The organism is Hyphomicrobium sp. 01T421, assembly GCF_056398805.1.
The window spans coordinates 203,331-216,190 of the sequence record NZ_JBFTQC010000005.1; the positions used below are offsets into that span (position 1 = coordinate 203,331).

General features: G+C 58.9%; 18 protein-coding genes. 10 read left to right on the forward strand and 8 right to left on the reverse strand.

The features are described 5' to 3' along the window. Positions 1-30 precede the first annotated feature (30 nt). From AC1DK3_RS21025 to cydX, 3 genes are read left to right on the forward strand one after another with little or no spacing between them, the layout of a single operon-like run. Positions 31-1,608 (forward strand): cytochrome ubiquinol oxidase subunit I, encoded by a 1,578-nt coding sequence (locus AC1DK3_RS21025; protein WP_477194187.1) that lies wholly within the window; start codon positions 31-33, stop codon positions 1,606-1,608. 4 nt (positions 1,609-1,612) lie between these two features. Further along, positions 1,613-2,770: a cytochrome d ubiquinol oxidase subunit II gene (gene cydB / locus AC1DK3_RS21030; protein WP_477194188.1), complete on the forward strand. Its 1,158-nt coding sequence runs from the start codon at positions 1,613-1,615 to the stop codon at positions 2,768-2,770. A gap of 24 nt (positions 2,771-2,794) precedes the next feature. Continuing rightward, the gene (gene cydX / locus AC1DK3_RS21035; RefSeq protein WP_092865835.1) at positions 2,795-2,938 is read left to right on the forward strand and encodes a cytochrome bd-I oxidase subunit CydX; all 144 of its coding nucleotides are present in this window, start codon (positions 2,795-2,797) and stop codon (positions 2,936-2,938) included. 595 nt (positions 2,939-3,533) lie between these two features. On the opposite strand, the gene AC1DK3_RS21040 is transcribed toward cydX, so the two are convergent. After that, positions 3,534-4,010 (reverse strand): VOC family protein, encoded by a 477-nt coding sequence (locus AC1DK3_RS21040; RefSeq protein WP_477194189.1) that lies wholly within the window; start codon positions 4,008-4,010, stop codon positions 3,534-3,536. A gap of 9 nt (positions 4,011-4,019) precedes the next feature. Beyond that, complete coding sequence (locus AC1DK3_RS21045) at positions 4,020-4,484, reverse strand: SRPBCC family protein (RefSeq protein WP_477194190.1); 465 nt, start codon at positions 4,482-4,484, stop codon at positions 4,020-4,022. 133 nt (positions 4,485-4,617) lie between these two features. Between AC1DK3_RS21045 and AC1DK3_RS21050 the strand changes: the two genes are divergently transcribed. The 4 genes from AC1DK3_RS21050 to AC1DK3_RS21065 all read left to right on the forward strand — a co-directional run bounded on the left by AC1DK3_RS21050 (position 4,618) and on the right by AC1DK3_RS21065 (position 7,177). After that, positions 4,618-5,007, forward strand: a complete 390-nt coding sequence (locus AC1DK3_RS21050; protein ID WP_477194191.1) for a YciI family protein — start codon at positions 4,618-4,620, stop codon at positions 5,005-5,007. A gap of 1 nt (position 5,008) precedes the next feature. Further along, positions 5,009-6,262 (forward strand): RNA polymerase sigma factor, encoded by a 1,254-nt coding sequence (locus AC1DK3_RS21055; protein WP_477194192.1) that lies wholly within the window; start codon positions 5,009-5,011, stop codon positions 6,260-6,262. Positions 6,263-6,333: 71 nt separating this feature from the next. After that, complete coding sequence (locus AC1DK3_RS21060) at positions 6,334-6,744, forward strand: VOC family protein (protein WP_477194193.1); 411 nt, start codon at positions 6,334-6,336, stop codon at positions 6,742-6,744. A 79-nt stretch (positions 6,745-6,823) separates the two neighbouring features. Next, positions 6,824-7,177 carry a hypothetical protein gene (locus AC1DK3_RS21065; protein WP_477194194.1) on the forward strand — a complete coding sequence of 118 codons (354 nt, stop codon included), beginning with the start codon at positions 6,824-6,826 and terminating at the stop codon, positions 7,175-7,177. A 37-nt stretch (positions 7,178-7,214) separates the two neighbouring features. On the opposite strand, the gene AC1DK3_RS21070 is transcribed toward AC1DK3_RS21065, so the two are convergent. The 4 genes from AC1DK3_RS21070 to AC1DK3_RS21085 form a co-directional block, all read right to left on the reverse strand. Beyond that, on the reverse strand, positions 7,215-7,541 hold the full coding sequence (locus AC1DK3_RS21070; protein WP_477194195.1) for a plastocyanin/azurin family copper-binding protein: 327 nt from the start codon (positions 7,539-7,541) through the stop codon (positions 7,215-7,217). A gap of 13 nt (positions 7,542-7,554) precedes the next feature. Next, positions 7,555-8,076 carry a DUF4142 domain-containing protein gene (locus tag AC1DK3_RS21075; RefSeq protein WP_477194214.1) on the reverse strand — a complete coding sequence of 174 codons (522 nt, stop codon included), beginning with the start codon at positions 8,074-8,076 and terminating at the stop codon, positions 7,555-7,557. 91 nt (positions 8,077-8,167) lie between these two features. Then, on the reverse strand, positions 8,168-8,866 hold the full coding sequence (locus AC1DK3_RS21080; protein WP_477194196.1) for an RNA polymerase sigma factor: 699 nt from the start codon (positions 8,864-8,866) through the stop codon (positions 8,168-8,170). A gap of 137 nt (positions 8,867-9,003) precedes the next feature. Then, on the reverse strand, positions 9,004-9,453 hold the full coding sequence (locus AC1DK3_RS21085) for a group III truncated hemoglobin (protein WP_477194197.1): 450 nt from the start codon (positions 9,451-9,453) through the stop codon (positions 9,004-9,006). Positions 9,454-9,549: 96 nt separating this feature from the next. Between AC1DK3_RS21085 and AC1DK3_RS21090 the strand changes: the two genes are divergently transcribed. The 3 genes from AC1DK3_RS21090 to AC1DK3_RS21100 are packed head-to-tail and all read left to right on the forward strand — an operon-like array spanning position 9,550 to position 11,386. Next, complete coding sequence (locus AC1DK3_RS21090; RefSeq protein ID WP_477194198.1) at positions 9,550-9,999, forward strand: RrF2 family transcriptional regulator; 450 nt, start codon at positions 9,550-9,552, stop codon at positions 9,997-9,999. An 11-nt stretch (positions 10,000-10,010) separates the two neighbouring features. Further along, complete coding sequence (locus AC1DK3_RS21095) at positions 10,011-10,982, forward strand: NAD(P)H-dependent flavin oxidoreductase (protein WP_477194199.1); 972 nt, start codon at positions 10,011-10,013, stop codon at positions 10,980-10,982. A 5-nt stretch (positions 10,983-10,987) separates the two neighbouring features. Then, positions 10,988-11,386, forward strand: a complete 399-nt coding sequence (locus AC1DK3_RS21100) for a group II truncated hemoglobin (RefSeq protein ID WP_477194200.1) — start codon at positions 10,988-10,990, stop codon at positions 11,384-11,386. 112 nt (positions 11,387-11,498) lie between these two features. Here the strand turns inward: AC1DK3_RS21100 and AC1DK3_RS21105 are convergent, their stop codons facing one another. Then, complete coding sequence (locus AC1DK3_RS21105; RefSeq protein ID WP_477194201.1) at positions 11,499-12,122, reverse strand: HupE/UreJ family protein; 624 nt, start codon at positions 12,120-12,122, stop codon at positions 11,499-11,501. Positions 12,123-12,133: 11 nt separating this feature from the next. Next, the coding region (locus AC1DK3_RS21110) for an arginase family protein (protein WP_477194202.1) at positions 12,134-12,860 on the reverse strand (727 nt) is incomplete at its 5' end.

Sequence of the window (12,860 nt, forward strand, 5' to 3'; positions counted from 1 at the left end):
GGGACCGGCCGTAGGCCGGACAAAAAGCAGATGGAACTCGACATCGTCGCGCTGTCGCGCCTGCAATTCGCGGTGACCGCACTTTATCATTTTCTATTCGTGCCGTTGACGCTTGGTCTTTCCGTCCTCCTCGCCATCATGGAAACGGTCTACGTGATGACCGGCAGAACTATTTGGCGGCAGATGACGAAGTTCTGGGGCACGTTGTTCGGCATCAACTTCGTTATCGGCGTTGCGACCGGCCTCGTCATGGAATTTCAGTTCGGCATGAACTGGAGCTACTTTAGCCACTACGTCGGCGACATATTCGGCGCACCGCTCGCCATCGAAGGGCTGATGGCCTTCTTCCTCGAAGCAACGTTCGTCGGCCTTTTCTTTTTTGGCTGGGACAGGCTTTCGAAGGTCGGGCATCTGATGGCGACGTGGGCCGTTGCGATAGGCTCCAACTTGTCGGCGCTTTGGATTTTGATTGCTAACGGCTGGATGCAGAACCCAGTCGGCTCGGCGTTCAACCCGCAAACGATGCGGATGGAGGTCACGGACTTTTACGAGGTGGTGTTCAACCCGGTCGCGCAGGCGAAGTTTGTACATACCGTTTCGGCGGGCTATGTCACCGCTTCCATATTCGTCCTCGGCGTTTCCGCTTGGTACTTATTCAATCGCCGTTACGTCGATCTTGCCAAGCGCTCGATGACGGTCGCCGCATCCTTCGGGCTTGCTTCCGCTCTTTCCGTCGTCGTCCTCGGCGATGAAAGCGGCTACCTATCGACAGAGCATCAGAAAATGAAGCTCGCAGCAGTCGAAGCGATGTGGAAGACCGAACCTGCACCGGCCGCGTTCACCCTTTTCGGCTTCCCCGATCAGCAAGCGCGTGAAACCCATTTCGCCGTGCATATTCCTTGGGTGATGGGCTTGATCGGCACCCGCTCGTTGACGACCCAAATTCCCGGCATCGAAGATCTTGTCGGGCACGCAAAGGTTCGTATCCGGCAGGGGATTTCCGCTTACGACGCCGTTCAGCAAATCCGGGCGGCGAGCGATCCGTCGACCGTACCGCAAGCGGCGCACGACGCGCTCGAGAAGAACGGCAACGATCTCGGTTACGCTCTTCTTCTGAAACGCTATGTCGATGATCCGCGCAAGGCGACGGACGCACAGATCGATCAAGCCGCGTGGGACACGGTTCCGAGCGTCCCGACGTTGTTCTGGTCGTTCCGCATCATGGTCAGCCTCGGCTTCTTCTTCATTCTGCTGACGGGCACTTTCTTCTACTTGTCCGCGCGGCGAAGGCTCGATCATTACCCATGGCTTCTGCGGCTCGCAGTATTTGCCATTCCGCTGCCATGGATCGCCGCCGAACTTGGCTGGGTGGTTGCAGAATTCGGTCGCCAGCCTTGGAGCATCGAAGGCATCCTGCCCACCGCGGCTGCTGTTTCGAGCCTCAGTGCCATGACCGTGCTGCTGACGCTCATCGGTTTCATCGTGATCTATACCGTCCTCTTCATCATCGAGATGGGTCTTATGCTGCGAGCCGTGCGCAGCGGGCCCAAACCGGATGATGAGCCCGAAGCCGTTCTCGTTCCTTCTTCACTCATCGCTGCGGAGTAGACAAATGATCCTCCACCAACTCATCGATTACGAAACCCTCCGCATCATCTGGTGGCTTCTTCTCGGCGTGCTCCTGATCGCATTTGCAGTCACCGACGGCTTTGATCTCGGAACCGCAACGCTGTTGCCATTCGTGGCGAAAACCGACCTTGAACGCCGCGTCGTCATCAACAGCATCGGTCCGACGTGGGAGGGCAATCAGGTCTGGTTGATCCTCGCCGGCGGCGCGATCTTCGCGGCCTGGCCGCCGCTCTACGCTGTTTCGTTTTCAGGTTTCTATCTCGCGATGTTCGCGATCCTCTTCGCCCTTATCCTGCGGCCGGTAGGATTCAAGTACCGGTCGAAGCGAGAAGACGCGACCTGGCGCACCGCCTGGGACTGGGCGCTGTTCGTGGGTGGCGCCGTACCGTCGCTGATTTTTGGCGTCGCCGTCGGTAACGTCCTGCAAGGCGTACCGTTTCACTTCAACGACGAATTGCGCATATTCTACGAAGGAACGACGCTGTTCGAGCTGCTCAATCCATTCGCCTTACTCTGCGGAATTCTGTCGGTGGCAATGCTCGTCATGCACGGTTCGGCGTGGCTCACGTTGAAAACCAAAGGTGTCGTGGCGGATCGCTCCCGGACCTACGGGAAAATCGCAGCCCTCGCGACCGTCGTGCTCTTCGTCCTGGGCGGCGTAGCGCTTTGGGCTGGAATTGATGGCTACCACATCACGAGCACGGTGAACCCGCTCGGACCGTCAAATCCTTTGGCGAAAACAGCCGCCAAAGTGCCCCGAGCGTGGTTCGATAATTACGGTTCGCATCCCTGGATGATGCTTGCTCCATTGCTTGGCATTACCGGCGCTGCAGTAGCGTTTGTCTTCATGGGCGCGCGCCGGGAGATCGCTGCGATCCTTGCGACATCGCTTTCGATCTTCGGCATCATCGCGACGGTCGGACTCTCGATGTTCCCGTTCATCCTGCCGTCGTCCATCGATCCGCGATCGAGCCTGACAGTCTGGGATTCCTCATCGAGCCACATGACGCTTTTCATCATGCTTGTGGTCGCGGTGATCTTCGTGCCGACCGTCATCGCCTACACGACCTGGGTCTATCACGTGATGTGGGGCAAGGTTGACGAAAAGGCGATCCGTGACGAGCGCGGCCACGCATACTGAGACCAACGAAAGGAGAGATTGATCATGTGGTATTTCGCTTGGTTGCTCGGTCTGCCGCTCGCCGCCGCCTTCGCCGTGCTCAATGCGATGTGGTACGAGCTGATGGAGGACGCCGCAGCGGCCCGCACCCGCCCGGCGCCACCTGCAGGCAGCGGTAAAAGAAAGTAGAACCCCTCACGGTCTTCCGGGCGCGGCCTTTACCCGGAAGACCTTCCGCGACTTTCAACGAGCATTGGCACGGCAGACAAGCGCGTTACAGCAGGTGGCAGTTTGATCCCAAATGCTTGAGCGATCGTAACGCGCGCCTGTCACCTAATGCCAGCGAATGCACGTACCTCCGTTCCACCGTCGACACCTGCGGACTTCGCGACGGGTATGGCGAATTGTGGTCCGTGCCACGCAGATACCATTAACGCGTACCCTGCCCGGACCGCATCCTGCGCGCACTTGCATGATCACGCCGTCCGGCTGATGAAGCGGCGCGATCGGCAGGGCATGCGCAGAGGTCGCAACGGCCAAAGCAAAGGCAACAGCGAACAACCTGATCATTTTGATTTCTCCACGTCGTGCTGTTCTCAAACACAATCGAGCCTTTGCTCGACTGGCTCAGCCACCTGTTGGCTCAACGCCGGCAGGTGGCTGAAAGCACACGACACTCCTCAACCGCCAAAGCGAGCAAGCGGAAGAATGCACCATGGTGATCGCTTTCTTTGCGAGGCGGCTCGGCTTTGAGGCGATTGGATTTGTGTTTTCTCACCGCCCGTTAAGTCTGCGAGCCCGCGCGAGCATCCTTCAGCGCCTTGATATCGATCTTGGTCATCCCCATCATGGCGGCCATCACCTTGCCGCCATTCGGACCGCTGATGAGGTCGGGCAGACCCGCATAGTTGATCTGCCATGACAGTCCGAAGCGATCTTTGAGCCAGCCGCAGGCATTGTAGCTGCCGCCATGACCCAGCGCCGACCACAACCGGTCGATGTCCTCCTGCTCGGTACAATCGACAAGCAAGGAAAAGGCTTCGTCGAGTTTGAAGTTCGGTCCGCCATTGAGCGCGACGAGGCGCTGGCCCACGATCTCGAAGCCCACGACCATGGCGCTGCCTTTGGGTCCCGGCCCTGCATCGCCATAGCGCGAGACATTCGTGATTTTCGCGTTGGGGAACAGCGAGACATAAAAATTCGCGGCGTCTTCGGCCTGGGTGTTGAACCACAGGAACGGCGTGATGCTTCGGATCGTCATGGCGGCCTCCTAGAGCGTTCGTGCCAAAGCTTCGAGCTGCTCGGTGCATTGGCCCCAGCCCTTATGAAAACCCATTTCCTCATGCTTTTTCTTGTCGGCCTCGGACCAGTGGCGCACGGTCGCGACGTAGCGAGTCTTGTCTCCTTCAGGCTCGAAGGTGATGACCGCCACCATGAAAGGCTGCCCGTCGCGCGGTTGCCAATCGCCGGTGAAGGCATCCGTGAAGCTGAGCTTCCGGTTGGGTACGACTTCCAGATACTGGCCGGTGTTGGGCATGTCCTGGCCTTCCGGGCTCCGCATCGTGATGCTGCTGGCGCCGCCCGGCCGCGCATCGAGCCGGGCTTCCGGTGTCGTCCAGGGTTTAGGCGCGAACCACTGCTTCAAGAGGTCGGCCTCCGTCCAGCAACGGAAAAGTTTGTCCGCGGGCGCGTCGAGCAACCGGGTAAGAACGAGGTCATATGTGTCTTTTGTCATGTTGCCTCCTGCTTTCGGCACTAGGACGCCCCCAGATTAGTCGGCCCGACAATGCCACGAGGATTTATTTTTTCGCGCTCCTGTCGGGACAGGGCATATTGAGCCGTCCTCGGGAAGCTAAGAAGGAAACGCCATGCTCTACACCCTGCTTTGTTACAACAAGGAAGATGTCGTCTGGTCCTGGAGCAAGGAGGAAGACGATGCGGTCATGAACCGCCTGAATGTGGTCCATGAAAGACTTGTGAAGGAAGGCAAGCTCGGCCCTGCCCTGCGCCTGTTGCCGACCACTGCCGCAACGACCCTCCGCGGGCCCGACATGGTCATCGATGGCCCCTTCGCCGAAACGAAAGAGCAGCTGCTCGGCTTCTACGTGATTGACGTGCCGGACCTCGATGCGGCCCTCGCAGTCGCTCGCGAGCTTTCCGCCGCTAACCCGACGAGTGTGTACGAGATCCGCCCCGTTGCCTTGTATGTGCCGGAGGCACGGCCCAACGCACCCAAGGATCGCATCAAGGCCTATTGAGATGAACGAGGTGATCCACGACCCCGCCTGGATTCATGGGGCGCTGACCGCCGCCAGGCCTCAGGCGGTCGCGGCGTTGTTACGTTATTTCCGCGACATGGATATCGCCGAAGAGGCTTATCAGGAAGCCTGCTTGCGCGCGCTGAAAAGCTGGCCGCAGAATGGTCCGCCCCGCGATCCGACTGCTTGGTTGATCCTGGTGGGACGCAATGCGGCGCTCGACGGTGCGCGTAAACGCAGCCGCGATGTCGAACTCCCGTCCCACGATATCATCTCAAACCTGGAAGACGCCGAGGCGCCGCTGATCGATCGGCTGGATGGTTCGCACTATCGCGATGATGTACTCAGACTGTTGTTTATCTGTTGTCGCCCTGAGCTTCCGGCGACGCAGCAGATCGCGTTGGCATTACGCATCGTCTCGGGCCTGACCGTGGCCCAGATCGCCCGCGCCTTCCTCGTAAGCGATGCAGCGATGGAACAGCGCATCACGCGCGCCAAAGCGCGCATCGCGAAAGCCGATGTGCCCTTCGAGGCGCCTGGTCCCGTCGAACGCTCAGAGCGGCTCGCGGCGGTCGCCGCCATGATCTACCTATTGTTCAACGAAGGATATTCGGCAGGAAACGATCCAGACCGCGCGCCGCTTTGCGACGAGGCGATCCGGCTGGCGCGACTGCTGCTGCGCCTCTTCCAGACCGAGCCGGAAATCATGGGCCTGATCGCGTTGATGCTGTTGCAGCAGTCGCGGTTACCGGCGCGCTTTGATGAAGCCGGCGAAGCCATCCTGCTCGAAGATCAAGACCGCACACGCTGGAACGCCAAGCTGATCAGCGAAGGATTGGCGCTGATCGACAAGGCGATGCGTCACAACCGTCCGGGTCCTTACCAGGTGCAGGCAGCTATTGCCGCGACACACGCTCGGGCCGTTACCGCCGCCGATACCGAATGGGCCGGAATAGATCGACTCTATGCGGCGCTCGAACGGATGCAGCCCTCGCCGGTGGTCACGTTGAACCGCGCAGTAGCGACTGCCAAGTTGCATGGTCCTGAAGCCGGTCTTGCCATGATCGCTCCGTTGGAGAAGGCATTATCCGGTTATTTTCATTATTTCGGCGCACGCGGAGCGTTTCTGCTGCAGCTCGGACGCAAAAGTGAAGCCCGCGCCGATTTCGACCGCGCCATCGCCCTAGCCGGAACCCCTGCGCAAGCCGCCCACATTCGCCGGCACCTCGATCGGCTGATGCAAGACTCGAGATAAAACTTTCACGAAAGGAGTGTCGGATCGGCGCCTGTACGTCCGTCCTAGAGACGCAGCACAAGGAGGTATTCATGTCCGACTATCCTCATCCGCAGGTCAAAGGTGGTGCCGTTTGCTATCTTTCCGTCGACGGCGCCGTGAAAGCCGTTGAGTTCTACAAGAAGGCGTTCGGCGCCGAAGTGGCATGGGTGATGCCGCCCGATGAGAAGGGTCGCACCATGCACGCTCATCTCTACATCAACAACGCGTCGGTCATGATGAGCGATTGCTATCCCGAGCACGGTCACCCTTGGGTCCCACCCGCGGGCTTCAGCGTCATGCTCAAGGTTGATGACGCCGATGCCTGGTATGATCGGGCCGTCGACGCCGGCTGCACCGCCATAATGCCCGTCGCCAATATGTTCTGGGGCGATCGCTACGGTCAGTTGAAGGATCCGTTCGGCGTCCTGTGGGCGGTCAACGGTCCTCTGAAAAAGGAATAACATAGAGCGGCAGCGGATGTTCGGCGGATCGATAGATGCCTGAACATCCGCACCGAAATCCAATCATGGGAGTATCGATATGAAAACCTTTCTCGCCATATTCCTCGGCAGTGCGGAAGCGATGGACGCGTGGAAAAAACTACCGGAAGCAGAGCGCGAGCGGCGGGGGAAGGCCGGCATCGAGGCGTGGCACAAATGGGTCTCGGACCACAAAGACGCGATCGCAGAAATGGGTTCCCCACTCGGCAAAACGAAGCGTACGGACAAGAAAGGCGTTTCTGATACGCGCAACGAATTGGGTGCGTGGACGGTCGTGAAGGCGAATTCGCAGGAAGAAGCCGCCAAGTTGTTTCTCAACCACCCGCATTTCATGATTTTCCCGGGCGATCGGGTGGAAGTGATGGAGTGCTTGCCTATCCCAGAGAAGCAATGAGCCGCGAACAAGGTGTGAGTATCACCAACCATCCTTTTCACCGGTTGGCGCTGACGCGGATCGTTCCTGTCATCCCGGGATGGACACGACAGAAGTATGTGATCGTTGCGGCGTGATCGAGCTGCACCTGCGCCGACTTTCCTGCTGGAACCATGACGTCCCACTCTCCACTCTTCGCGGTGGCGGTATGATCGATGAAATCCTCGTTCACCCACTCGACTTTATCGCCGACCTTCACAGTGATCTCTGCGGGAACAAATGCGAGATCATTGATTTTGACTTGCACAACCTCTCCCGCCGGCGCCGGTACGGCCAAAGCTTGCGCCAAGACAATCAAGGCCGCACGGCGCCGAACAAACCGCATGAGATACCTCCTGCTAATGAAGTGCGTTCGCAAGGTGCTCTGCGTGCTCCGTGTGGCCGGTGAATATTTTGAGGCCGGTCTGTAGCAGGCTCTTGAGTTCGCCGTTATCGGCCGACGGAATTAGCGTGGATTGAAGCGCACCGTTGATAGTCTTGTGATAGGCGACCTCGTTGTCGACGTAACTCTTGTCGAAGTCCGCGCCCGATAGCTTCGCTAATTTCGCCTGCTTTTCACCCGATTGCTCGACCAAACCTTTGCTTGTGTCGTTGTCCTCAGGCGTGACGCCAAGCTTCTTCACAAGAGCCAACGCCTTGTCGTTCACAGCCTGGTGGTCCCGCACCATGTCGCTGGCAAAAGCGCGAACGTCGGCGTTTTTGGATTTCTTCAAAGCCAGCTGAGCTGCTTTGATATCGAGGTCGCCGGCCGTATAGGCGATGTGAGCGATCTGCGCGTCTGATGGTTTGTCGGCCGCATGAACGGGCGCCGTCGCCGTCGCTAATAGGATAGCTGCGGCGATGCCGCTGATCTCAATCATTCGCATCTTGAAAACCTCCGGGACTGTCTCGCCGTAAGTGGCATGTCGACGTCACAAAGGATTTGATGCCATCGTTTGACAAAGGTTCCCGCTATCGGGAGCCCGGCACGAGTTGTTTGATGACGGCATTTGTAAGTCTCTCGCAGCGCTTGCCTTGGAACGGAAAAACATCGCTGAAGAGCGAGTCCATGTGTTCGGCAAGTGCGGACTTTAGAAGACGGCGGGCGCGATGCAGCCGTGTTTTCACCGTTTCGGCGCGAAGCCCCAACAGCTCAGCCGTCTCCTCTATGCTCATTTCCTCTATGACGCGCGCGATGAGAACAGTGCGAAAATCTTCCGGAAGTTCGTCGATCGCCCGCTCCAGCAGATGACAGAGTTCTCGTTGAGCCATGGTGCGCTCGGGATCTATGGATGGATGACCGGATAGCGGAAACGGAATGACCTCGCCTTGGGCCTGGGCTTGGGGAGGATCGATCGCCGAGTTTGGAATTTCGGAGCGGCGGCGAAGATGCTGCAAAGCCTGGTTCAGGACGATGCGTGTCAGCCACGTCGAAAGAGACGATCCTCCGCGGAATTCAGATAGGGCTGAAAATGCGCGAAGATAGCTCTCCTGCAGCACATCCTCGGCTGCCCCGTCATCGCGCACGACACTCCGCGCGACGCGGTAGAGACGGCGGTTGTTCGCCTGGATGATGGCACGTATTGCGGATTCGTCTCGTCCCACGGCGCGGCGAATAAGATCGGCTTCCCGGTCGTCCCCCCTGCCGTTTTCTACATGCGATAGGACCATCAGCGACATCTCCGTACGTTCGACAACATATCAGAGATTAGATGGCCCGGATTTGCAAAGGTTCCCGGGCCAGAAACAATTTTCGATGCCGTGAACGGCGTTACCGGAAGCGCAATGTCGCCTCCCGGGCGCTTGGCTCATTCTGACGTTTGTGCAGCGCGTTCTCGCGGCATGTGGAGAACGGAATTGTCGCCCCGATGTAAGCTTATGCCCATCTGAAGGGACTCGGCGATCCGCGCAGCCCTATCAATGAAGAGCGATGCCGCAGCAGGCGGACAAACGGCCAACGCTGTCTTGCCAAAGAGATCGAGCCATCGCGCGAAATGCTCTTTGGAGATTTCCTCGATAGCGAGATGCGCGGGCATCGGCCGGCCTTTATAGCTCCCCGTCATCAGAATGACCGATGACCAGAACGCCCGCAACTTCTCGAGATGATCGTCCCAATCTTTGATGCGCGCCTCAAATACCGGTCCAAGAACTTCGTCACGGCGGACGGCCGCATAGAAGCGATCGACGAGCATACCGATCATCTCCTCGTCGACACCGGCATCGAGCCCGGGCGCCTTCGGATGTGGTGGTCGTTGCATACAGTTCCCTTGCGCGAATTCTCCTATAAGATGTATGATGCATACATCTTTCGTCAAGCGGGCAATGTCGACCCTCTCTTGTTTGCGCGGAACCCCATGCGACCGACCGCTTTGGCCGACTATTCACTACGCGTCCTTATGTACCTCGGGACCAATCCGGACCGGCTTGCGACGATTGACGAAATCGCTGAAGCTTATGGGATTTCTGCAAATCATTTGATGAAGGTCGTGCATCGGCTGGGCCAGCTCGGCTTCGTCGAAACGCAGCGGGGTCGAGGTGGCGGACTACGCCTCGGCAAACCGTCGGGCGAAGTGACGCTAGGCGAGGTTGTGCGTGCGGTCGAAGAGGACTTCGAACTCGTCGAATGCTTCGGCGCCGGGAATACCTGCCTCATTTCTGATGTGTGTCGCTTGAAGCGCGTCCTTCGCCGCGCGTTGGAGGCCTATTTCGAGGTCCTCGACGACTGGACGCTGGCCGACATCGTCGCCAACCGCAAGGCTCTCCTCGGCGTTCTCGGCAACGCTGATCAAATCGACCGCCGATAGAGGATACGACAGTGCTCAAAACACGCCTGACCGAACGGCTAAAGTTGCGCCACCCGATTATCTCCGCGCCAATGGCATTTGCAGCCGGTGGACGCCTCGCAGCGACTGTCTCGGCGGCCGGAGGTCTCGGCCTCATCGGTGGCGGATATGGCGATGCGGACTGGATCACCGAAGAGTTCCGCGCCGCCGGAAATCAACGGGTCGGATGCGGCTTCATCACCTGGTCATTGCGCAAACAACCGGCGCTGCTCGATCTGGTCCTTAGCAAAAATCCAACGGCGATCTTTCTCTCTTTCGACGATCCGGCACCGCTCGCCAACCGCATCAAAGAACGCGGCGTCACCTTGATCTGTCAAATCCAGACGCGCCGCGATGCTGAAAGGGCACTCGCGTGCGGGGCCGACGTCATCGTCGCGCAGGGTTCGGAAGCTGGCGGTCACGGGGAAAGGCGCGGCACGTTCAGCCTTGTCCCTGAAGTCGCGGATTTGATTGCAAAAGAATCGCCGGACACACTTCTATGCGCGGCTGGCGGCATTGGAGATGGACGGGGACTCGCGGCGGCTCTCATGTTGGGTGCTGATGGCGTTCTGATCGGCTCGCGCCTTTGGGCTTCGCAAGAAGCCAATGTCGGCCAACGCATGCATGACGCCGCGCTGGCGGCAACCGGCGACGATACCATTCGCTCGCAAGTCATGGATCTGGCGCGCAAACTGGATTGGCCCTCGCGCTATACCGCTCGGGTGCTCAAGAACCGATTCATCGAACGTTGGCACGGGCATGAGCCGGAACTGCTAGCCGTTGCCGACCAAGAGGCTGCCAAATATCGCAAAGCCTGGGCCGATGGCGATCCGGAGGAAAGCAACACCTTCGTGGGCGAAGTCGTCGGTTTGATCCACGATATCGAGCCGGTGTCGAATATCATCGAACGTATCGTGCGTGAAGCGGAGGAGCTTCTGCGGTCGAAATCAAAGCAACTGGGATGAGATCGATGGTTGTATCGCTGTACGAACGGATGGGAGGCGCTAGCCGGGTCCAAATGCTCGTCGACGTGTTCTACGACATTGTGGAAACGGAACCGGAAGGCAAGATTTTACATCTGCTGCATCTCAGAGGACACGGCGTTGCACATTCGCGAATTGAGCAGTTCAATTTCCTTTCCGGATTCTTGGGCGGCCCGAAACTTTATGTCGAAAAATACGGTCACTCCGATGTTCGCGAGATGCACCGCCATATCGAAATCGGAACGGCGGAAAAAGACGCCTGGCTTCTCTGCATGTCGAAAGCGATTGATCGGGTCGGAATACCGCCCGACGTCGGAGCCACGTTGATGAAACATTTTCGCGTTGTAGCGAACGCGCTCGAAAATCAGAGTGCAACAATGAGGTGAATGCGTTGAGGCAAGTCCTCAAACAATAAAAAAAAGACCGCCCAGGCGGCCGTTGTCACTATTGAAAATGAGGCAAGTCTCCATCGAGACTTGCCCCGTTTTGAATGCCACCTCAGCTCATCAACCCGAGAAGCAGCGACGCGCCCGCCATCGCGCCGATTACACCTGTTGCTCTCTTGAACGTTAGCGCGAGCGATGGCTTCAGTTGATCGAGACAGAGGCTCGAGGCCATTCCCGAAAGGTGCAGGAGCGCCGTCGCGACAACGAATCCCGCAGCATAGGGAAGGAATGCGAAGCCGAGCCCAGCGCCCTCGTTACCATGGGCGTGACCATGGAAAACAGCGAACAGCCCAACCGCCGCCATCGCGATGACGGTTGGCGGCCGAACGCCGACGGCCACCGCCACACTCAAGGCGACGACGGACAAGCCGATACCTTGTTCGACCATCGGCAGCGGCCAACCCTCATAGCCGAGCCAGCCGCCAAACATCATCGCCGCGACGAATGCCGTGGGCACGAGCCAGCGTCCGGCCCCTCCCACGTTCATTGCAAAGAAGCCGACAGCCAGCATCGCGATGATGTGGTCGATGCCGTTCATGGGATGCAGAAAGCCCTGACTGAACGTGTGGACGGCGCCGAGCCCGACATGAGCCGACGCTGGCGCGATCGCAGCCACCATCAGGATCGAGGCTGCGCCGACGGATTTTAGAACGTGCTGCACGCGTGAATGTCTCATCGTACGCCCTCCTATTTCATGACTTTGCTGCGATGGCCGAGCTTTCCATTCGCCACCAGTGTTCCAAGCGTATCGAGTACGACCCGGCAGGCGAGCTGCGCGGTGTTGTCGTTGACGTCGTACGGTGGCGACACCTCGACGACTTCCATGCCGCATAAGCCTTCGGCTGCGATCGTATGGATCATCTCGAAAGCTTCGCGCGGCAGAAGACCGCCGGGCTCCGGCGAACCTGTGCCGGGCGCAAACCCCGGATCGATCGAATCGATATCGAACGACAGGTAGACCGCCTTGCAGCCTTCCCAGGCCATTTCGAGCGCGATTTCGGCGGCCTTCTTCGGGCCGAAATGCTGCACGTCATGCATCGTCAGCACGCTCGTGCCGCGGCGCTTGGCGACCGCCGTTCCGGGACGATTGCCGTACCAGCCGCCGATACCGATCTGCACGAGATTCTTCGGATGGCAGTTGGGCAAACCGACATCGTGCATGTGGCTATGATCGCGATGTGAGGTGTGCGTCCCCTCGTTCGTCGTCCAGAACCAAGGCGTCGTATGCATACGCTCATCCATATCCTTCTCTTGGATATCGATGTGCCGGTCGATGTGGATGATGCCGACGTTGCCGTCGATGTGCGGAGCAATGCCGCGCACGTTGGGAAAGCCCAAGCTGTGATCGCCGCCGCAGATGATCGGAAAAACGCCCGAGGTGTAGATGTGCGACACGGCCTTCGTCACCTGGTCG